Genomic DNA, 20,864 nt, shown 5'->3' on the forward strand with positions numbered 1-20,864 from the left:
TAAAACCTTTCGGGCCGCACGGTCGGCCCACCTGGTTTCAAGGGGAGCAACACAATGATCAAACGCAATCTGCTGGTGATGGGCCTCGCCGTTCTCTTGAGCGCCTGCGGTTTCCAGCTGCGCGGCACCGGCACCAACGAACTGACGATCAAGGAGCTTGATCTGAGCGCCCGTAATGCCTACGGCGAGACGGTCACGCAACTGCGTCAGGTACTGGAGTCGAGCGGCGTCAAGGTTTACAGCGGCGCGCCGTACAAATTGTTCCTGGCTGACGAGCAGGAAAGCCAGCGCATCCTCAGCTACGCAGGTGCCGGTCGTACCGGTGAGTATCAGGTCACCACCGTCCTGAGCTACGACATCCGTGGCGAAAAAAACCTTTCTCTGCTGAGCGACAAGCTTGAAGTACAGAAAGTGTTTATCCACGACGGCAACAACCTCGTCGGCTCCGACCAGGAAGCCAGCGACGCCCGTCGCGATATCCGTCGCGAGCTGGTTCAACGCATGATGCTGCGCCTGCAACAGCTGACCCCAGTTCAACTGGAGCAATTGCAGCAAGCTGCGAACAACCGCGCCAAGGCAGAAGCCGACGCGTTGGAAGCGGCGCAGAAAGCTGAAGCGGAAACTCCGCGTCAGTCGCCGCTCGAAATCCCGCAGCAGTAAGACGTTCGGGGCGCTCAGGCGCCCCGTTCGACCTTTCTTATGAAGCTCGCTCCCGCCCAACTCGGTAAACACCTGCAAGGTACTTTGGCGCCTGTCTACATCATCAGCGGCGATGACCCGCTGCTGTGTCAGGAAGCCGCCGACGCCATCCGCAGTGCTGCGCGCCAGCAAGGTTTTGATGAACGCCAGGTCTTCGCCGCCGACGCCAATTTCGATTGGGGCACGTTGTTGCAGGCCGGCGCCAGCATGTCGTTGTTCTCGGAAAAACGCCTGCTGGAACTACGCCTGCCTTCGGGCAAGCCCGGTGACAAAGGCGCCGCTGCATTCATCGAATATTGCTCGCGTCCCGCCGAAGACACGGTGCTGCTGATCAGCCTGCCCAAGATGGATGGCAGCGCGCAGAAAACCAAGTGGGGCAAGGCGCTGGTCGAAGGTCAGCAAACCCAGTTCATCCAGATATGGCCGGTGGATGCCAATCAGTTGCCTAGCTGGATTCGTCAGCGCTTGTCGCAGGCCGGTTTGTCGGCCAGCCAAGACGCGGTCGAATTGATTGCTGCGCGTGTCGAGGGCAACCTGCTCGCCGCCGCGCAGGAAATCGAAAAGCTCAAGTTGATGGCCGAAGGTGGCCAGATCACCGTCGAAACCGTGCAGGCCGCTGTGGCCGACAGTGCGCGGTTTGACGTGTTCGGCCTGACCGATGCCGTGCTCAACGGCGAGCCGGCCCACGCACTGCGCATGCTTGAAGGGCTGCGCGGCGAAGGCGTCGAACCACCGGTGATTCTCTGGGCGCTTGCTCGCGAGCTACGTCAGCTGGCCAATATCTCGTTGCAATACAGTCAGGGCACGCCGCTGGACAAGTGTTTCAGCCAAGCGAAACCGCCGGTCTGGGACAAGCGCAAACCGTTGATGAGCAAAGCCCTGCAACGCTACTCGGCGCAACGCTGGGCGCAGTTGCTGCTCGAAGCACAGCGCATCGACGCGCAGATCAAAGGCCAGGCGGCCGGTTCGCCGTGGATGAGCCTGAGTCGCTTGGCATTGTTGATGTCCGGCCAGCGTCTGACACTCCCCGCCGAATAACCTGTTCTACCGCATAACGGCCATTCGCGAGCAGGCTCGCTCCCACATTGAAATGCATTCCAGATGTGGCGGCGAGCCTGCTCGCGAAAGCGCCAGAACATTCCTACACAACAGGGACTGGACAGACGCCCGACATCGGCAGATTATTTCCCCCGCAAAACCCACTCAATCGAGAGAACCCTCATGAGCAAAAAGCCATCGAAACATGGCCCCAACAAGGCCAAATCCATCGTCGCCCAGCCCCTGTTCCGCAGTCGCCAGGAACGACCAACCAAGGGTAAAGGCAGCTACCGCCGCGAAGCCTTCCAGTCTGACAGCTGGGAGGCTTCTTACTTTCTGGCCGCTTGAAGCGCAGTACCCCCCGGTCATGTTAAGGTCTGCACCTGATTCGTTTTCCTGGAACTGTGCATGCCCCTAAGTCTTTCCCGTCGTTGGCCTGTTCGCCAATTGATCGCTGCCTCCAGCTTCATTCTGCTTGTCGCCTGCGCGGAAAAACCGACCGCCGCCGATGCGCAACCCCTTCAAGCCGCGCCTGTCGCCACGGCCCCAGCGATTATCCCGCCGGTAGTGCCGTCCGCCGACCCTCTTGATCTCCAGCCGACCCAAACCTTTGCCGAATGGCAGGCAGGCTTTCGCAAAGATGCACTGGCCGCCGGGATTAGCCCAGAGCTGTTCGATCGCGCCTTTGCCAATGTCAGCTTCGACGCCAGTGTGATTCGGGCCGACCGCAGCCAACCAGAGTTCTCGCGCCCGGTGTGGGAATACCTCGACGGTGCACTGTCGCCGCTGCGCGTGCGCAAAGGTCAGGCGCTGATCAGCCAGTACACCGACATTCTGCAAAGCATCGAACAGCGTTATGGCGTTGATCGTCAGGCGCTGGTGTCGGTGTGGGGCATGGAAAGCAACTTCGGTCAGTTCCAGGGCAGCAAGTCGGTGATCAACTCGCTGGCCACCCTTGCCTACGAAGGCCGTCGCCCGGGCTTCGCTCACGCACAGCTGATCGCCGCCCTGCAGATCCTGCAACAGGGCGATATCACGCCGGAGAAGATGCTCGGCTCGTGGGCCGGCGCCATGGGTCAGACCCAGTTCATTCCGACCACCTACAACACCCATGCTGTGGACTTTGACGGCGATGGCCGCCGCGATATCTGGGGCAGCCCTGCTGACGCACTGGCCTCGACCGCGCATTACCTGCAAAGCTCCGGCTGGCAGCGTGGCCAGCCGTGGGGGTTTGAAGTGCAGCTGCCGAGCAGCTTCAACTACACCCTGGCTGATGGCGCGACTCGCAAGAGTGTCGCCGAATGGCGTCAGTTGGGCGTGACTCTGCCGAATGGCGGTCAGGTGCCAGCAGGCTCTGAACAGCTGTCTGCCGCCCTGCTGCTGCCGGCTGGTTATCGTGGGCCGGCGTTCCTGATCCTCGACAACTTCCGCGCGATTCTCAAGTACAACAACTCCTCGTCGTATGCGCTGGCAGTGAGCCTGTTGTCCGAGCGTTTCAGCGGTGGCGGCTTGATCAACGGCAGTTGGCCGAAAGATGACCTGCCGCTGAGCCGCACCGAGCGTATCGAATTGCAGACCCTGTTGAGCGCGCGCAATTACGATGCCGGCACCGCGGACGGGATTATCGGCGCCAATACGCGTAAAGCGATTCGCAGTGCCCAGCAGTCATTTGGCTGGCCGGCGGATGGTTATCCGACGCATAAACTGCTGGAAAGCCTGCGTCCCCAATAGAACGAATGCCGTATGGCTGATATCGCTTTCGCGAGCAGGCTCGCTCCCACATTGAAATGCATTGCAAATGTGGGAGCGAGCCTGCTCGCGAAGACTGACTATCAGGCAATAAACCTTCAGGCCTTGATCACCACATCCTGCTCCAGCATCAATTCCTGCTTCCCGGCATCCAGTCGCACCAGTGCGCCCAGCGGCAGCATCAGGTTCGGATCGCAATGCCCGCTGCGCCAGCCAGACAAAACCGGAATTCGTAAAGGCTCGAAGGTCTGCTTGAGCAAGCGGTTCAGCGCTGCGACATCCACGCCGGCAATATCCCCGACCAACACCCCGCGCAACTTGGCCAACTTGCCGGCCAGACGCATCTGGGTCAGCAAGCGATCAATGCGATACAGCGGCTCGTTGATGTCTTCGATCAGCAGAATCACCCCCTCGACATCGATTTCGTAAGGCGTACCCAACGTCGAAGCGATCATCGCCAGATTACCGCCGAGCAAGCGTCCGTGCGCGATGCCAGGTTCGACGGTAGTCAACGGATAAGCCACCGGATGGCTCAGCACACTCCCCGCCTTCAATTGCCCGCGCAGCATGGCGAAGAACGAAATCACCGTCGGTGGCTCCTTGTCACCCAACAGGTCGGCATTGAGCAGCGGACCGTGAAAAGTCACGAATCCTGCGTATCGACTGATGGCCAGGTGCAGCGCGGTGATATCGCTGTAGCCAACGAAGGGCTTGGCGTTGCGGCTCAGCAGGTCGTAGTCGATGCGGTCGAGCAATCGCGGCGTGCCGTAGCCACCGCGCAGGCAAATGATCGCATCGACCTCGGGATCAGCGAACGCCGCGTGCAGGTCACGCAGGCGCACATCGTCACTGCCGGCCAGATAGCCGTCCTTTTCATAGACACCGGGAAACACCTTCAGCCCATAGCCACGGGCGCGCATCCATTGCACCGCCTTGTCGGTGTCCAGAGTACCGGGACCGGCAGGTGCAATAACGCCGATCAGTCCCTCTGAAGGCAGTGCGGGCACGGCTCTGTGCGGACAAAGTGTGTGGGTCGGTCGAACGGTCATCCTTGGATCTCCCTGTGAAGTCATGCACACACAGTAGTCAGGAACGGCGGCAAACAGAAGGGGGTCAGCCACGCCGTGGATTGAAGGAAAAATCAGCAGCGAAGGTAATCCGGGCAAAAAAATGCCCGCCGGGCGTTGAAGCCTCGGCGGGCACTTTTTCATTCGGCGCGGGATCAGGAACCCAGCAGCTCAGCCTTGACCAGCTTCGCTTGCTCGTCGGCGTGGTAAGAAGAACGCACCAGCGGGCCCGAGGCAACGTTTTTGAAGCCCATCTTGTAACCTTCTTCGGCGAACCAGGCGAAGGTGTCCGGGTGCACAAAACGCTGCACCGGCAAGTGGCTGCGCGACGGCTGCAGATACTGACCGAGGGTCAGCATGTCGATGTCGTGTTCGCGCATGCGCTTCATGACTTCGATGACTTCTTCGTCGGTCTCGCCCAGACCCAGCATCAGGCCGGATTTGGTCGGAATGTGCGGCATCATCTGCTTGAAGCGTTGCAGCAGGGTCAGCGACCACTGGTAATCCGAGCCCGGACGCGCAGCCTTGTACAGGCGTGGCACGGTTTCCAGGTTGTGGTTGAACACATCCGGCGGCTCGGCCGCGGTGATTTCCAGCGCGACGTCCATGCGACCACGGTAGTCCGGAACCAGAGTTTCCAGCTGCACGTTCGGCGACAGTTTGCGGATTTCGCGGATGCAGTCGGCAAAGTGCTGGGCACCGCCGTCGCGCAGGTCGTCGCGGTCAACCGAAGTGATCACCACGTACTTGAGCTTGAGGTCGGCAATGGCGATGGCCAGGCTTTCCGGCTCATTGACGTCCAGTGGCTTCGGTCGGCCGTGACCAACGTCGCAGAACGGGCAGCGACGGGTGCAGATGTCGCCCATGATCATGAACGTCGCGGTGCCACCGGAGAAGCACTCGCCGAGGTTCGGGCAGGACGCTTCTTCGCAGACGCTGTGCAGCTTGTGCTTGCGCAGCAGGCTCTTGATACGGTCGACTTCCGGCGAAACCGGGATGCGTACACGAATCCAGTCAGGTTTCTTCGGCAGTTCGGTAGTCGGAATGATCTTTACCGGAATGCGTGCAACCTTCTCGGCGCCGCGCAGCTTGACGCCGGCTTCTACCTTGGGACGCGGGGCCGGGCGCTCGGTCACGTCGAGCGTCGGGATCATGGTTTGCACTGCATCAGTAGTCATATCAGTCGATTCCGCCCGTCAGGGTCGTCTGCTCAGCATAGTCGAGGTGTTTGACGAGCTGCGCACGCAGCCGGGCACTTACCTCGGCAAATTCAATCGATCCTGCGTGGTCGCTCAGCTGGGTCATCGCCAGCCCGGCATAGCCGCAGGGATTAATCCGTCGAAACGGTTCCAGGTTCATATCCACGTTCAGGGCCAGGCCATGAAAGGAACAACCGTGGCGAATCCGCAAACCCAGAGAAGCGATTTTCGCTCCATCGACATAGACGCCGGGAGCATCTGGCTTGGCTGCAGCGGTTACGCCGTAGCTGGCCAGCAGTTCAATCAGGCAAAGCTCCATGCGGCTGACCAGATCACGCACGCCGAAACCCAGCTTGCGTACATCCAGCAACAGATAGGCCACCAACTGGCCGGGACCATGATAAGTCACCTGCCCACCGCGATCGACCTGCACTACCGGGATATCACCCGGCAGCAACAGATGTTCGGCTTTGCCGGCCTGGCCCTGAGTGAACACCGGCGGGTGTTCGACGAGCCAGATTTCGTCGGCGGCATCGCTGCCGCGTTCGTTGGTAAAGCGTTGCATGGCATGCCAGACCGGCTCGTAAGCCATCTGGCCGAGCTCACGAAAGCCCAGCGTGCCCGGCATCACAGCACCATGTGCACGAAGCCGGTCGCCCGCAGTTCGCTGTTGATGTTGTACAGCTGATCCTGATCGGTCGCGACGATGTGCAACTGAATCGTGGTGTATTTGCCGTTGGTGCTTTGACGCTCGTCGATGCGCTCATCGTTGATGGTCGCGTGTTTCAGGACGATCTCGATGATCTTGTCCTTGTTGCCAACACCCGTATCGCTGATCACCTTAATCGGATAATCAGTCTGCGGGAATTCGATCTTTGGCGCCTTTACTTCGGTATCGGTCATGGCGTAACGGCCTCTTGAGCGCAAGCCGTGATAACGCGCATGGCCCCGCACCGGATCGGGGCGGGGCCATGCAGGTCAACACAAATCAGTTGAACAAGCCGTAGAAGAATAGACGGATGCTATCCCACATGCGGCGGAAGATACCACCCTCCTCGACGCCATCCAGAGCGATCAGGTCAGCGCTGTGCACGACCTTGTCTTCCAGTTTGACTTCGACTTTACCGATCACGTCGCCCTTGGCGATTGGCGCGGTCAGCTGCGGGTTCATGGTCATGCTCGCAGCAAGCTTCTTCAGCTGGCCTTTTGGCAGGGTCATGGTCAGGTCTTCAGCCAGGCCGGCCTTGACTTGATTGGTGGTGCCTTTCCACACCGGAGCCTGAGCCAGTTCGGTGCCCTTCTGATAGAAGGTCTGGGTTTCGAAGAAGCGGAAGCCGTAGGTCAGCAGCTTCTGGGTTTCAGCGGCGCGCGCCACTTCGCTGTTGGTGCCGAACACCACGGCGATCAGACGCTGACCATCACGTACTGCCGAAGACACCATGCAGTAGCCGGCTTCGTCGGTGTGACCGGTTTTCAGACCGTCAACGGTCTTGTCGCGCCACAGCAGCAGGTTGCGGTTAGGCTGCTTGATGCCGTTCCAGAAGAACTCTTTCTGCGAGTAGATCGCATAGTGAGCCGGGTCTTCGTGGATGATTGCGCGAGCCAGAATCGCCATGTCGTGAGCCGACGAGTAGTGCTCAGGATTTGGCAGACCGGTCGGGTTCATGAAGTGGGAGTTGGTCATGCCCAGATCGGTGACAGTCTTGTTCATCAGATCGGCGAACGCATCTTCGCTACCGGCGATGTGCTCGGACAGCGCCACGCTGGCGTCGTTGCCGGACTGGATGATGATGCCGTGCAGCAGGTCGCTGACAGTCACCTGCGAGCCGACTTTGATGAACATCCGCGAGCCGCCGGTGCGCCAGGCGTTTTCGCTGACGGTCACCGGATCGTTTTCACCGATCTGGCCACGACGGATTTCCAGGGTCGCGATGTACGCGGTCATCAGCTTGGTCAGGCTGGCCGGTGGCAGACGCTGGTCGCCATTGTTCTCGACCAGCACGTTGCCGCTGCTGGCATCCATCAGAACGTAGGCTTTGGCGGCCAGTTGCGGTGGCGACGGCATCATCTCGGCCGCGAAGGCGGCTGGCGAGAGGAGCAGCGGGACTAGCAGACACAGGCGTTTGGCAAAGGTGGTGATGTTCATCCGTCTCTCGAAATCGCTAATGGAAACTGTCCTTGCGGACAAAATTTAATCAGATGACTTTCTAACGAGCCATCGCGTGTTCAGTTGCTCACTCCAGTCACCCTTGCCGGGCTTTTGTTCTTCGACGAGCCAACAACCTGATTCACCCCCCAATCGCTGGCGAATCGTCAATCAAGTTCTACGTATTACTCGGTGACCACACTTGGCGAACCAAGGTTGGCCAGGCGCACACTGTTCTGCACCTGGGCAATTTCACCCGGCGAGCCGATCGGCCCCAGGCGAACCCGGTGCAGGGTCTGCTGATTGCGCACGATCGAGCTGATGAACACCGGAGCGCTCACCATCCCGCTGAGCTTCGACCTCAGGAGTTCTGCAGCGTCCGGGTTGGCGAACGCGCCCACCTGCAGATACTGGCCAGTTGCTGTTGCAGAAGCGTTTTTTTTTGCACTCATCGGCACAGGGACGGTGTCGGAGGCATGTTGCTGCGGCGGTGGCGTCCATTGCTCGACGGTGCCGGCCGACGCCGTGATCACCGGAGCGCTGTTCTGCGCGACCTGCGGCTCGTTGAGCATCAACGGTGCCGGACGGCCCTTGGCTGCCCAGTATTGCTGCGGATCGATGCCTTCAACCTTGACGCGCGCGGTGCCGGTTTCGGCGTAGCCGAGTTTTTTCGCGGCGGCGTAGGACAAGTCGATGATGCGATCGGAATAGAACGGCCCACGGTCGTTGACACGCAGGATCACCGTGCGGTTGTTGTCCAGGTTGGTCACCCGAACGTAACTTGGCAGTGGCAATGTCTTGTGGGCGGCACTCATGCCGTACAGGTCGTAGACCTCGCCGTTGGCGGTGTTCTGACCGTGAAACTTGGTGCCGTACCAGGACGCTGTGCCGGAAGCGACGTAAGTCTTGGATTCCTGCAACGGGAAATAGGTTTTGCCCAGTACGGTGTACGGGTTGGCCTTGTAAGGACCAGTGTGCAGGGTCGGCGTGGCATCGGGGATGCGCGAAACATCGACATCCCACCACGGCGCGCCGTCTTTGTGCGCGCGGTTGATGTCCAGACCCGGCTGCGCTCGCACAGCGGTATTGGAGGTTTTCGGCGTCGGCGAACGGCTGGTCGTGCAACTGGCGACCAATACCGCCAACGCAGCGAATGCCACCAGCTTCAGGGGTTTATTGTTAGGCAATGCCCGCATTACTTGACGCCCCGTGCTTGTACCAGCTGTTCAGACAGTTGATGTACGGCCATGGCGTACATCACGCTGCGGTTATAACGCGTGATCGCGTAGAAATTCTTCAGGCCCATCCAGTATTCAGGGCCGTTCTCGCCTTCGAGGCGAAATGCAGTAACCGGCATATCATCGCGCAGCGCATCATGACTTGACCAGCCCAGCGCCCGCAACTCTCCAACGGTTTTCGTCGGCTCGATGCCGGTGGTCAGGCCTTCATCGACCTGCTCGCCACGGACATCGGCGCGGCTGACCACCGGCTCACCGGCGACCCAGCCGTGACGCTTGAAATAACTGGCGACGCTGCCGATCGCATCATCCGGGTTGTTCCAGATGTTGATATGGCCGTCGCCGTCGAAGTCCACCGCATACGCGCGAAAGCTGCTCGGCATGAACTGCGGCAGGCCCATGGCCCCGGCGTAAGAGCCTTTGAGGGTCAGTGGGTCGACCTGTTCTTCGCGCGCCAGCAGCAGGAACTCACGCAGTTCCTTGCGGAAAAATTCGGCACGGGGAGGATAGTCGAAACCGAGCGTCGACAAGGCATCGATCACCCGGTAATTACCGGTATTACGTCCGAAAAAGGTTTCAACACCGATGATCGACACGATGACTTGTGCCGGTACGCCGTATTCCTGCTCGGCACGGGCCAGTGTCGCCTCGTGCTGACGCCAGAAATCCACACCACGGGCGATACGCGCGTCGGTGATGAACATCGGGCGATATTCTTTCCACTGCTTGACGCGCTCGGCAGGTCTGGAAATGGCGTCGAGAATCGCCTGTTTGCGCTGAGCCTCGCGGAACACCGCCATCAATTGCTCACCGGCAAAACCGTAGTCGCGGGTCATTTCACCGACGAACTCGGCCACCTGAGGCGAGCCTTCGTATTCGCCGGCCAGCGCTTCCTGGACGCTACCCAGAAGGCCCATCAGGCCTACCAGCGGCGCGCATCGAGTCGCCCAGCCACGCATTACTTGCATTGAACTCTTCACCTTATTCAAACCTGTGCGATCCACTTGCGATGGGTATGGATCGACATCAAAACCCCAAACGCTGACAGCAGCGTCACCAGCGAAGTTCCGCCGTAGCTAATGAACGGCAACGGCACCCCTACGACCGGCAACAGGCCACTGACCATACCGATGTTGACGAAAACGTAAACAAAAAACGTCATGGTCAACGCACCGGCGAGCAATTTGCCGAATAGCGTTTGTGCCTGAGCGGTGATCACCAGCCCCCGGCCAATCAACAATAGATAGATCAGCAGCAGCGCGCAGATGCCCACCAGGCCGAATTCTTCGCCGAGCACGGCAATGATGAAGTCGGTGTGGCTTTCCGGCAGGAAGTCCAGGTGTGACTGGGTGCCGAGCAGCCAGCCCTTGCCGAACACGCCGCCGGAACCGATCGCGGCTTTCGACTGAATGATGTTCCAGCCGGTACCGAGCGGATCGCTTTCCGGGTCGAGGAAGGTCAGGATTCGCTGCTTCTGGTAGTCGTGCATGATGAAAAACCACATCGCCACCGACACCGGAATCGCGGCGGCCAGCACGCTGAGAATCCAGCGCCAGCGCAGCCCGCCCATGAACAAGACGAACGCACCACCGGCGAGAATCAGCAGCGAAGTGCCCAAATCGGGCTGGCGCACGATCAGCGCGAACGGCACGCCGATCAGCATCAGGCTGATGCCGACATGCTTGAGTTGCGGCGGCAACGTACGCTTGGACAGATACCAGGCAATGGTCGCCGGCATCAGGATCTTCATGAATTCCGAGGGCTGAAAGCGGATTACGCCGGGGATGTTGATCCAGCGCGTCGCGCCCATGGCGTTGTGGCCCATGATGTCCACCACCAACAGCAGCACCACGCCGATCACATAGCCGAGCGGCACCCAGCGCGCCATGAAACGCGGCTCGAACTGGGCGATGATGATCATCGACACCAGGCCGATACCGAACGAAGTGGCCTGTTTGGCCAACAGATCCCAGCTCTTGCCGCTCGCCGAATACAGCACGAACAGGCTGCCGGCAGCGAGAATCAGCAGCAGGATCAGCAACGGGCCATCGATATGCAGTCGTTGCAGCAACGTCGCGCGGCGACGCATCACATCCTCACTGGAGAGCATGCGATCAAAGTTATTCATCACGGGCCGTAGCCTCCGCACTGATTGGGCTGGCGTATTCGGCCTTCAAACGTCCGTCCTGATCGAGCAGCCAAGCGTCCATGACCTGACGCACCACGGGCGCGGCGACGCCGGAACCGGACTCACCGTTCTCGACCATCACCGAAACAACAATTTTCGGGTCATCGGCCGGGGCAAAGCCAACGAACAAGGCGTGGTCGCGGTGGCGCTCCTGAACCTTGGAGCGGTCGTACTTCTCACCCTGCTTGATTGCCACGACCTGAGCCGTACCGGACTTGCCGGCGATGCGGTATTGCGCGCCGATAGCGGCTTTACGCGCAGTACCGCGCGCACCGTGCATCACCTGCTGCATGCCGTGGTTGACCTTGTTCCAGTCGGACGGATCGCGCAGGACAATGTCCGGCATCGGATTCTCGTCAACCGGTTTCACCCCTTCGAGGGATTTGGCCAGGTGCGGACGATTCCAGATGCCTTTGTTGGCGACCAGCGCGGTGGCCTGGGCCAGTTGCAGCGGCGTTGATTGCATGTAGCCCTGGCCGATCCCGAGGATCAGGGTTTCGCCCGGGAACCACGCCTGCTTACGCGTCGCCCGTTTCCATTCGCGGGACGGCATCAGGCCGGGGGATTCTTCGAACATGTCCAGCGAGACCTTCTGGCCGATGCCGAACTTGTTCATATAAGTCGACAATCGATCAATGCCGAGCTTGTGCGCCAGGTCGTAGAAGTAGGTGTCGTTGGAACGCATGATCGCCGTGTCGAGGTCGACGAAGCCGTCACCGGTGCGGTTCCAGTTACGGTATTTGTGATCGTAGTTGGGCAGCATGTAGTAGCCCGGGTCGAACACCCGGCTCGAAGCCGTGACTACTCCAGAATCGAGACCGGCAATCGCCACCGCAGGCTTGATCGTCGAACCCGGCGGATACAGACCGCGCAATACGCGGTTGAACAATGGCCGGTCGATCGAATCACGCAACTCGGCATACGCCTTGAAGCTGATCCCGGTGACGAACAGGTTCGGGTCGAAGCTCGGCTGGCTGACCATCGCCAACACTTCGCCGGTCTTCGGGTCCAGCGCAACCACCGCACCACGGCGCCCGCCCAATGCCGCCTCGGCGGCTTCCTGCAATTTGATGTCCAGACTGAGGACGATGTCCTTGCCGGGAATCGGATCGGTGCGCTTGAGCACACGCAGCACGCGGCCACGGGCGTTGGTCTCGACTTCTTCGTAACCGACCTGACCGTGCAATTCCGGCTCGTAGAAACGCTCGATGCCGGTTTTGCCGATGTGGTGGGTGCCGCTGTAGTTGACCGGATCGAGGCTCTTCAGCTCTTTCTCGTTGATCCGCCCCATATAGCCCACCGAGTGCGCGAAATGCGCGCCCTGCGGATAGTGACGAACCAGTTGCGCAACCACTTCCACGCCCGGCAGGCGGAACTGGTTCACCGCGATGCGGGCGATCTGCTCTTCGCTCAGCTCGAACAGGATCGGCACTGGCTCGAACGGCCGGCGCCCCTGACGCATGCGTTTCTCGAAGATCACCCGGTCCTCGGGCGTCAGCTCCAGCACTTCGACGATGACGTCGAGCACTTGCTGCCAGTCGCCGGAGCGCTCACGAGTCATGCTCAGGCTGAAGCTTGGACGGTTATCCGCCACCACCACGCCGTTGCGGTCGAAAATCAGCCCACGGGTCGGCGGAATCGGCTGCACGTGGACACGGTTGTTTTCCGACAGCGTCGAGTGGTACTCGTACTGGATCACCTGCAAGTAATACAGCCGCGCGATCAACACGCCGATCAGCAGCATGATCGCAATGGCCCCGAACACGACGCGGCTACGCACCAGGCGTGCGTCCTTTTCGTGGTCCTTGATGCGGATCGGCTGAGACATGAGGGCTGGATTACTTGTGGTAAGGGTGACCGGACAGCACGGTCCAGGCACGATACAACTGTTCGCCGATCAGGATCCGCACCAGTGGGTGCGGCAACGTCAGCGGCGACAACGACCAGCGCTGATCGGCACGGGCACAGACTTCCGGCGCCAGCCCCTCCGGGCCACCAACCATGAAGTTGACCGTGCGCGAATCCAGCCGCCAGCGATCGAGTTCGACCGCCAGCTGCTCGGTGCTCCAGGGCTTGCCGTGGACTTCCAGCGTGACGATCCGCTCGTTCGGCCCGACCTTGGCCAGCATGGCTTCGCCTTCCTGACGGATGAATCGGGCCACGTCGGCATTCTTGCCACGGGTATTGAGCGGTATTTCCACCAGTTCCAGCGCCAGCTCGGACGGAAGACGCTTGGCATATTCATGCCAGCCTTCTTCCACCCACTTGGGCATGCGTGAACCGACGGCGATCAGGCGCAGTCGCACAGCAATCCCTTACAGCTGGTCTTTGTTGAGCTTGGTGAAGTGCTCGTGGGTGTTTTCCGGGCTGTGGTGCTTGGCGTCGGCCGCACGGCTCTGCTCGGCACCGGCCCACAGGCGCTCCAGGTCATAGAACTGACGTGCCGAGGCGGTCATCATGTGCACGATCACCAGGTCCAGGTCGAGCAGCACCCAGTCGCTGTCGCCCTTGCCTTCTTCGCCCAGCGGCTTGGCGCCCTGCTTTTTGACTTCTTCGCGAACCTTGTCGAGCATCGCGTTGATCTGGCGGTTGGAGGTACCGGTGGCGATGATCATGTAGTCAGTGATGCTCTGCTTGTCGCGAACATCAATGATCTGGATGTCTTGTGCCTTGACGTCTTCCAGCGCAGCTACAGCCAGCTTGACCAGCTCGTCGCCCTTCAGCGGCTCATTGGTGTTGACCGGTTCTGGCAGCGGGGCGCTCTTGAATGTGCCTTTGCGCTTTACTTTGGTTTGGTCTTTGTCAGTCATATAAAACTCGTTTTGCTCATATATTCGGCGGCTTGGCGATACGGTGATTCGTATCAGTGAAGCACGCCTTGTTCAGTTCGACGCACGGTACAGACCGTGCGCATCGATGTAGGCCAGGACCGCGTCGGGCACCAGGAAACGTACCGACTTACCGCTGGCCAGCAGTTGACGGATCTGGGTGGCGGAAACCGCGAGCGGTGTCTGCCAGACGAATGCAATCTGTCCGCTAGGCCCCTTCAGGGCCAGCGGGTCGCTCACCGAACGCGCTGCCAGCAGGTTGCGCAAGGCATCCGGCGGTTCGCTGTCGGCGTCCGGGCGCTGTAGCACCAGGATGTGGCAATGCTGGAGCAACTCTTCCCAGCGGTGCCAAGTGGGCAGGCCGCAAAATGCGTCCCAGCCCAAAAGCAGAAAAACCTGGGTCTCGGCGGGCATTTCAGCGCGTATCGACTCCAGGGTATCAATGGTCCAGGACGGCTTGTCCCGCTGCAATTCGCGGGCGTCCACCACCAGCGGCGGCAATCCGGCCACCGCACACTCGACCATCGCCAAGCGATCCTGCGCCGACACCTGCGGCGTACCGCGATGGGGCGGCCGCGCATTCGGCATCAGGCGCAATTCATCGAGCGCCAGCGCTTCGGCGACTTCCAGCCCACCGCGCAAATGGCCGATGTGCACCGGGTCGAACGTGCCGCCCAGCACGCCAATGCGACGGGGACGCGACTCGCTGCCGGCTTGCGGCGCTGTCAGGTCGAGGTCGGTCAAGTCAGACCGTCGCCTGGCCGCGCAACTGGCCATCACCGACCACGATGTACTTCTCGCAAGTCAGTCCTTCGAGACCCACCGGGCCGCGGGCGTGCAGCTTATCAGTAGAAATGCCGATCTCGGCACCCAATCCGTATTCAAATCCATCGGCGAAGCAGGTCGGGGTGTTGATCATCACCGACGCCGAGTCGACTTCCGCCACAAAGCGCCGGGTGTCAGCGAGGTTTTCGCTGACGATCGAGTCGGTGTGATGGGAGCCGTAATGGTTGATGTGTTCGATGGCCTGATCCAGACCGTCGACCACACGGATCGACAGGATCGGCGCCAGATATTCGGTGTTCCAGTCGTCTTCGCTGGCGGCAACGGCGTCGATGATCGCCCGGGTGCGCTCGCAGCCACGCAGTTCGACGCCTTTTTCGCGGAACTGGGCGGCCATCGACGGCAGGAAATCTTGCGCAACCGTTTGATCGACCAGCAGCGTCTCCATCGCACCGCAGATGCCATAACGATAAGTCTTGGCATTGAAGGCGATGCGCTGGGCTTTCGCCAGATCGGCGTGGGCACTGACGTAGACGTGGCAGATACCGTCCAGATGCTTGATCACCGGCACCCGCGCATCGCGACTGATGCGTTCGATCAGGCCTCGGCCACCACGCGGCACGATCACATCGACGTACTCAGGCATGCTGATCATCGCACCAACAGCGGCACGGTCAGTGGTTTCGACCACTTGCACCACAGCGGCAGGCAATTCGGCCTCGGCCAGACCGCGCTGAATGCACGCGGCAATCGCCCGGTTGGAATGAATCGCTTCGGAGCCACCGCGCAGGATGGTCGCGTTGCCGGACTTCAGGCACAGGCTGGCGGCATCGATGGTCACGTTGGGACGGGATTCGTAGATGATCCCGATCACGCCCAGTGGCACGCGCATTTTGCCGACCTGAATCCCCGACGGACGGAAGCTCATGTCACGGATCGCACCGACCGGGTCCGGCAGTGCCGCGACCTGACGCAAACCGACGATCATGCCGTCGATGCGCGCCGGGGTCAGTTGCAGACGTTCCAGCAATGCCGGTTCCAGACCATTGGCGCGACCGGCAGCCAGATCCTGCTCATTGGCGGCGGCAAGCTCGGCGCGCGCGGCGTCCAAGGCATTGGCAGCAGCCTGCAAGGCGCGGTTTTTCTGCGCGGTGCTGGCACGGCCAATGACCCGGGAGGCTTCGCGGGCGGCGCGACCCAATCGGGTCATGTAGTCAAGAACGGACTCAGTCATGGTCTGCTGGGGTCTTGGCAAAGAGGAAAGCGGCAGATTATAGCTGTCGCGTCCCGGGACTAACAGCGGTGACGGGCGGATGGTCAAAATGAACGCAGATTCACCGGCGTTCAGGCCCAATTAAGCCGTGCGTTGTTATCATCACGACCTCCTGAGTCTGGATAATCGTTGCCTGCCATGTCCAACCTGACCGCTCGCCACCGCGCCGAACGCCTGCCGCTGGGGCTGCCGGACGCCTTTTTCGACCGCGATGCGCAAGTGCTGGCGCAGGATCTGCTCGGCAAAGTCATTCGCCACCGGGTTGGGGATCTGTGGCTGAGCGCGCGAATCATCGAAACCGAAGCCTATTACTGCGCGGAAAAAGGCAGTCACGCGTCCCTCGGCTACACAGAAAAGCGTAAGGCTTTGTTTCTGGATGGCGGGCACATCTATATGTACTACGCCCGTGGCGGTGATTCGCTGAACTTCAGCGCACAAGGTCCGGGCAATGCGGTGTTGATCAAATCCGCTTATCCGTGGGTCGATGAAGTCAGCGGGCCGGCGAGCCTGGCGCAGATGCTGCTGAACAACCCTGATGCTCAGGGACGTGCGCGCCCCTCGCAAAAGCTTTGCGCCGGGCAGACCCTGCTGTGCAAGGCGCTGGGGCTGAAAGTACCAGTGTGGGATGCCAAACGTTTCGATCATCAAGTCCTTCTGGTAGAAGACACCGGGCCTGCGCCCTCGCACATCATTCAGACCACCCGCCTGGGTATCCCCCATGGCCGGGACGAACACTTGATGTACCGTTTCGTCGATGCGACTTACGCGCAATGGTGCACGCGGAACCCGCTGCGACGCGGCCAGGTCGAAGGCCGGGATTATTTTCTGCTGTAAACACACGCCACTGCGGGCTGCCGACGGCTGCGCCTGCCGGGTTAATCAATGATTGGAGTTTTTCTGTATGGGCCCATGGCTCGATAGCGTGACCGGATGGCTGGCGGCCAATCCACAATGGCTGGCTGCTGCGGTGTTCATTGTGGCTATGGTGGAATGCCTGGCGATTGCCGGTTTGATCGTACCGGGCACCGTGCTGCTGTTTGCCATCGCCGTGCTGGCCGGCAGCGGCGCACTGTCGCTTAGCGAAACCCTGCTGCTGGGCTTCCTAGGCGGGATTCTCGGTGATTTGATCTCGTATTTCCTCGGTCGCCACTTCCACCAGAACATCCGGCGCCTGCCGGGCTTGCGCCATCACCCGGAGTGGATGGCCGGCGCAGAAGGCTACTTCCAGCGCTACGGCATTGCCAGCCTGTTGGTCGGACGTTTTATAGGACCGTTGCGGCCGATGCTGCCCATGGTCGCCGGCATGTGCGACATGCCCTTCCCGCGTTTCGCCGCTGTCAGCCTGTTGGCCGCCGCCGGCTGGAGCCTGGCCTATCTGCTGCCGGGCTGGGCCACCGGCGCGGCCTTCCGCCTGCCATTGCCTGAAGGGTTCTGGCTGCAAGCCGGGATTGTCGCCGGCAGTATTGCGGCAATGGTCGGCCTCAGTGTGAACAGCAGTTTGCGTCGTCACCGCCGCGCAACGATCTGGATCAGCAGCATGAGCCTGTTGATTCTGATCGGTCTGTTCATCGGCTATCCGTATTTGACAGCGCTTGATCAAGGCGTGATGACCCTGGTGCAGGAACATCGCCAGCCGGTTCTGGACGAAGTTGCCGTCACGCTGACGCTGATCGGCGAGTTCCGCAACATGTTGATGTTCAGCGCGCTGCTCGTTGCCCTGCTGTTGCTGTGCCGACAATGGCGCCATGCGCTGTTCGCAGTGGGTACGCTGCTGGTCACCGCGCTGGCCAATACCGCGACCAAGTACTTCTTTGCCCGGGTGCGTCCGGAAGTACTGACCGATCCACTGACGACTTTCAGCATGCCCAGTGGTCACGCGTCGGGCTCCTTTGCGCTGTTCCTGACGCTTGCGGTGCTGGCCGGTCGTGGTCAGCCGCCGCGCATGCGCCTGACGTGGCTGCTGATCGGCTGCATGCCTGCCCTGGCCATCGCGCTGTCACGGGTCTATCTCGGAGCGCATTGGCCGACCGATGTATTGGCCGGTGCAATGCTGGCCTGTTGCGTCTGCGCCGCCGTTCTGTGGCTGAGCCAGCGGTCGACGCCACTCAATCCTATGCCATTCAAAGTGTGGTGGTTGATCTTGCCGGCCATGGTGGCGATGTTCGCCTTCTTTGTTCTTCGACACTTGCCACATACATTGCTGCGCTATGCCTACTAATTAACATTTAACAAGACCTATTATTTTGGCGCTGCTCCTTTAGGAAACTTCCGACGAGAGCAGCGCTATTAACTCACTCCAACCTTCCCCTCTCCGGTAACTTTTCTTTAGTAACCAAACGACAACTTCCCGCAAAAAAACCAAACAAAATCCAAGTTACACATTTAACAAACAACCAGACACTAATGACTTCCACGCGTCTGAAAAGCGGTTAGATTGACTCGACCAATTCACCCCCCAACTTAAATATTGATCATTACAACTTCCTCGAAAAACAAGTTTTACAAATATTGAGGGTTCTAAGGATCAATTGATTTCGAGTGAGTCATGAGTCCGAAAATACCGCGCAAACCGCCTCTTTCCGCAGTGCAACAACCCGAGCAGGCCAACCCTGCAACCTCACGCCCCGACACACCGCTGGCGACCGGTACACAGACTGGCTATCGACTGCCCGGTTTTCCCGATTACGCAAACCCGATGCCTGACACTGGCGCCCGCCCCGTGACAGATTTGCCCCGGACGCCCGCCGTGGTCATCCACGAAATGCCGACCACAAGCCAAACCCTCCCCGTCCACGATGGCTCCGCAGCCAAGTACTGGCTGAACGACGATTTTCTGCGCGGCATGAAGCCGGCGGACAGCGACGGTTTTCGCTGGATCGTCGGGCGAAGATTTGTCGACGTCGAATACCAAGGCAACCTGCACACCACCCATGTCGGCTTCGATGAGTCCGGCCTCTTTCGCAGCAAACTGCTGACCGAACGCCAACCTTCCGGCCCACGCCTTTACAAGAATGATGGCCGGCCAACCTGGCGCCTGAGCGAGCAGGCCAGCGAAATAACGGCCGTGGGCAATGAGCGACCGCCGACACCCGGCACATCGCAGAAACGCCCGGCTGCCGTCGCCAGCGAGCCAGAAGCCAAGCACCCTCGCGCTGCGAGCACGCCGACCTTCATTGATCTGCGCCTCTACGCACACTCGTCACGTTCGCCGGATGCCCAGGGTTATTACGTGTTCACGCCGATTCGCAAGACCGACGCCGCTGACACCCGGTTTGCTTTCAAGGATCGATTCGGCAACTGGATCGAAGTCGATCCACCGGTGGCAGGCTTTGGGGCACAACCCACGCATCTGAAGCATTGGACCGATCACGAGATATGGCAGTTGTACGGCATTCAGGGTGAGGATATCCGACGGTTCCGCGCCGAAGCGCAAACTCACGGCAGGGCACCGCAATGGGCAGAGTCCGTCACGACGGATAATCCGGCCAACGACCTGGCGCGTGACGCTTTGCGCTGGCTGCATCCGGGCATGACGTTGAAGCAGCGCGAGGCCTTGCTGCAATCCTACAATTTGCTGCCCAGCCAATTGACGCGTCTGCGGCAAGACCTGAAGGCTGGACACACAATCCCGCAATGGGCTCAGGTGCATAAACGTCTGACTGAAGAGGTCAGCAATCCCCGGCGCCTGGAGAAGTGGAGCCAGGAGGCCGTCAATGAGCTCAACCTCAAACGCGATGCCCGCCATGACTGGTACAGCCCCGAAACCAGCCTGACCCTGGAAGTGCGCGAAGCACTGCTGAAGAAACTCGGCTATCTGCGCAACAAGAACAATTGCCTGTACCGCACCGACGTCCCGGCACTGTTCCGTGGCGATGAGCGCACACCGTTCGAGCTTGCCAATGACGGCTTCATGCTGCCGCGCTATCACCATGAACCCGGCGCCACCACACACAAGCCAATGAGCGCCACTTTCAGCCTCAACGAAGGGCAGATGTACGCTCGCAATCCTTCCGCCGAATACTTGCTTTACAACAGCCAGACTCACAAGTACCCGGGACGCACTGCCGACGACAGCGGCTCGGAAAGTGATAGCAGTGACTCGCACAGCAGCACCTCCTCCGACTGGTCTGAACCGGACAGTCCGATCCATTGGGATCACGACCGTCACTACGAACCAACCCGGACACGGCAGGCAGAAATGTTTCTGTATGCGCTCGACACCCGCCATCTGGAAGTGGTCCCCCATGAAGAAAACATGAGTTTCAACTCGGCAGCCCGCGACACAAAACCGACGTGGTTTCCGTCCGACGACTTTGAAGGGCTGATCTCGGTGACTCGCAGCGGTCTGGATAGCGATCGTATCTGGCTGATCAACTCTGCGTTGACCAAAGCAGTACAGATCGATCACATCAAGGAACAGGCCGGCGCAAGCGCCGAGCGCATCGAAGCGGCCACCCATGCCGGCCACCGCAACAAATTCGAATACGACCAATTGATCGATAAAGCCGAGACCGCCGGCAAACCCGTGCTCAGGCTCTCCGGCAACGGCGACGAATTCGCCGATGACATCCGCTGGCCTGAACCGGAAAAAACACTGACTCAAGACGCGTGACACACCGGTACGGACACCGGCGCGCAAACCTCATCATTAAAGGA

The 20,864-nt window shown here is 60.3% G+C and carries 20 protein-coding genes; 7 read left to right on the plus strand and 13 right to left on the minus strand.

The window, feature by feature from the left end:
• Positions 1–54 precede the first annotated feature (54 nt).
• The 4 genes from AC5SEM_RS21985 (at position 55) to AC5SEM_RS22000 (ending at position 3,468) form a co-directional block, all read left to right on the plus strand.
• A complete protein-coding gene (locus tag AC5SEM_RS21985; RefSeq protein WP_495471263.1) occupies positions 55–660 on the plus strand; it encodes an LPS-assembly lipoprotein LptE in 606 nt (201 codons plus the stop codon).
• Positions 661–699: 39 nt separating this feature from the next.
• The gene (gene holA, locus AC5SEM_RS21990; RefSeq protein ID WP_495471264.1) at positions 700–1,737 is read left to right on the plus strand and encodes a DNA polymerase III subunit delta; all 1,038 of its coding nucleotides are present in this window, start codon (positions 700–702) and stop codon (positions 1,735–1,737) included.
• A 183-nt stretch (positions 1,738–1,920) separates the two neighbouring features.
• The gene (gene arfA, locus AC5SEM_RS21995; protein WP_016986126.1) at positions 1,921–2,085 is read left to right on the plus strand and encodes an alternative ribosome rescue factor ArfA; all 165 of its coding nucleotides are present in this window, start codon (positions 1,921–1,923) and stop codon (positions 2,083–2,085) included.
• A gap of 60 nt (positions 2,086–2,145) precedes the next feature.
• Positions 2,146–3,468 (plus strand): lytic murein transglycosylase, encoded by a 1,323-nt coding sequence (locus tag AC5SEM_RS22000; protein WP_495471265.1) that lies wholly within the window; start codon positions 2,146–2,148, stop codon positions 3,466–3,468.
• Positions 3,469–3,584: 116 nt separating this feature from the next.
• Here the strand turns inward: AC5SEM_RS22000 and AC5SEM_RS22005 are convergent, their stop codons facing one another.
• The 13 genes from AC5SEM_RS22005 to AC5SEM_RS22065 all read right to left on the minus strand — a co-directional run bounded on the left by AC5SEM_RS22005 (position 3,585) and on the right by AC5SEM_RS22065 (position 16,169).
• A complete protein-coding gene (locus tag AC5SEM_RS22005; protein WP_495471266.1) occupies positions 3,585–4,535 on the minus strand; it encodes a S66 peptidase family protein in 951 nt (316 codons plus the stop codon).
• A 173-nt stretch (positions 4,536–4,708) separates the two neighbouring features.
• Positions 4,709–5,707 (minus strand): lipoyl synthase, encoded by a 999-nt coding sequence (gene lipA, locus AC5SEM_RS22010; protein ID WP_161986515.1) that lies wholly within the window; start codon positions 5,705–5,707, stop codon positions 4,709–4,711.
• A 25-nt stretch (positions 5,708–5,732) separates the two neighbouring features.
• Positions 5,733–6,380 carry a lipoyl(octanoyl) transferase LipB gene (gene lipB, locus AC5SEM_RS22015; RefSeq protein ID WP_008087909.1) on the minus strand — a complete coding sequence of 216 codons (648 nt, stop codon included), beginning with the start codon at positions 6,378–6,380 and terminating at the stop codon, positions 5,733–5,735.
• Complete coding sequence (locus tag AC5SEM_RS22020; RefSeq protein WP_077574665.1) at positions 6,380–6,655, minus strand: DUF493 domain-containing protein; 276 nt, start codon at positions 6,653–6,655, stop codon at positions 6,380–6,382. The genes lipB and AC5SEM_RS22020 overlap by 1 nt, the downstream gene beginning before the upstream one ends.
• 85 nt (positions 6,656–6,740) lie before the next feature.
• Positions 6,741–7,898 carry a D-alanyl-D-alanine carboxypeptidase family protein gene (locus tag AC5SEM_RS22025; protein WP_038361911.1) on the minus strand — a complete coding sequence of 386 codons (1,158 nt, stop codon included), beginning with the start codon at positions 7,896–7,898 and terminating at the stop codon, positions 6,741–6,743.
• A gap of 185 nt (positions 7,899–8,083) precedes the next feature.
• Positions 8,084–9,094, minus strand: a complete 1,011-nt coding sequence (locus tag AC5SEM_RS22030; RefSeq protein ID WP_007909599.1) for a septal ring lytic transglycosylase RlpA family protein — start codon at positions 9,092–9,094, stop codon at positions 8,084–8,086.
• Positions 9,094–10,104 (minus strand): lytic murein transglycosylase B, encoded by a 1,011-nt coding sequence (gene mltB / locus AC5SEM_RS22035; protein ID WP_495471267.1) that lies wholly within the window; start codon positions 10,102–10,104, stop codon positions 9,094–9,096. The genes AC5SEM_RS22030 and mltB overlap by 1 nt, the downstream gene beginning before the upstream one ends.
• Positions 10,105–10,121: 17 nt before the next feature.
• A complete protein-coding gene (gene rodA, locus AC5SEM_RS22040) occupies positions 10,122–11,225 on the minus strand; it encodes a rod shape-determining protein RodA (RefSeq protein ID WP_049802149.1) in 1,104 nt (367 codons plus the stop codon).
• Between the two features lie 31 nt (positions 11,226–11,256).
• Positions 11,257–13,152, minus strand: coding sequence for a penicillin-binding protein 2 (gene mrdA, locus AC5SEM_RS22045; protein WP_077574667.1), 1,896 nt, complete (start codon positions 13,150–13,152; stop codon positions 11,257–11,259).
• Between the two features lie 10 nt (positions 13,153–13,162).
• Positions 13,163–13,630 (minus strand): 23S rRNA (pseudouridine(1915)-N(3))-methyltransferase RlmH, encoded by a 468-nt coding sequence (gene rlmH, locus AC5SEM_RS22050; protein ID WP_003185785.1) that lies wholly within the window; start codon positions 13,628–13,630, stop codon positions 13,163–13,165.
• A 9-nt stretch (positions 13,631–13,639) separates the two neighbouring features.
• Complete coding sequence (rsfS, locus tag AC5SEM_RS22055) at positions 13,640–14,134, minus strand: ribosome silencing factor (RefSeq protein ID WP_016986117.1); 495 nt, start codon at positions 14,132–14,134, stop codon at positions 13,640–13,642.
• Between the two features lie 72 nt (positions 14,135–14,206).
• Complete coding sequence (nadD, locus tag AC5SEM_RS22060; protein WP_495471268.1) at positions 14,207–14,929, minus strand: nicotinate-nucleotide adenylyltransferase; 723 nt, start codon at positions 14,927–14,929, stop codon at positions 14,207–14,209.
• On the minus strand, positions 14,898–16,169 hold the full coding sequence (locus tag AC5SEM_RS22065) for a glutamate-5-semialdehyde dehydrogenase (protein ID WP_495471269.1): 1,272 nt from the start codon (positions 16,167–16,169) through the stop codon (positions 14,898–14,900). The genes nadD and AC5SEM_RS22065 overlap by 32 nt, the downstream gene beginning before the upstream one ends.
• Positions 16,170–16,346: 177 nt before the next feature.
• Here AC5SEM_RS22065 and AC5SEM_RS22070 point away from each other — a divergent pair, with 177 nt between their 5' ends.
• The 3 genes from AC5SEM_RS22070 to AC5SEM_RS22080 all read left to right on the plus strand — a co-directional run bounded on the left by AC5SEM_RS22070 (position 16,347) and on the right by AC5SEM_RS22080 (position 20,820).
• A complete protein-coding gene (locus AC5SEM_RS22070) occupies positions 16,347–17,042 on the plus strand; it encodes a DNA-3-methyladenine glycosylase (RefSeq protein ID WP_137216649.1) in 696 nt (231 codons plus the stop codon).
• A gap of 67 nt (positions 17,043–17,109) precedes the next feature.
• Positions 17,110–18,426: a bifunctional DedA family/phosphatase PAP2 family protein gene (locus AC5SEM_RS22075; RefSeq protein WP_495471270.1), complete on the plus strand. Its 1,317-nt coding sequence runs from the start codon at positions 17,110–17,112 to the stop codon at positions 18,424–18,426.
• Positions 18,427–18,753: 327 nt separating this feature from the next.
• The gene (locus AC5SEM_RS22080) at positions 18,754–20,820 is read left to right on the plus strand and encodes a hypothetical protein (protein WP_495471271.1); all 2,067 of its coding nucleotides are present in this window, start codon (positions 18,754–18,756) and stop codon (positions 20,818–20,820) included.
• Positions 20,821–20,864: the final 44 nt, after the last annotated feature.

This window comes from Pseudomonas sp. CH61 (assembly GCF_059429415.1).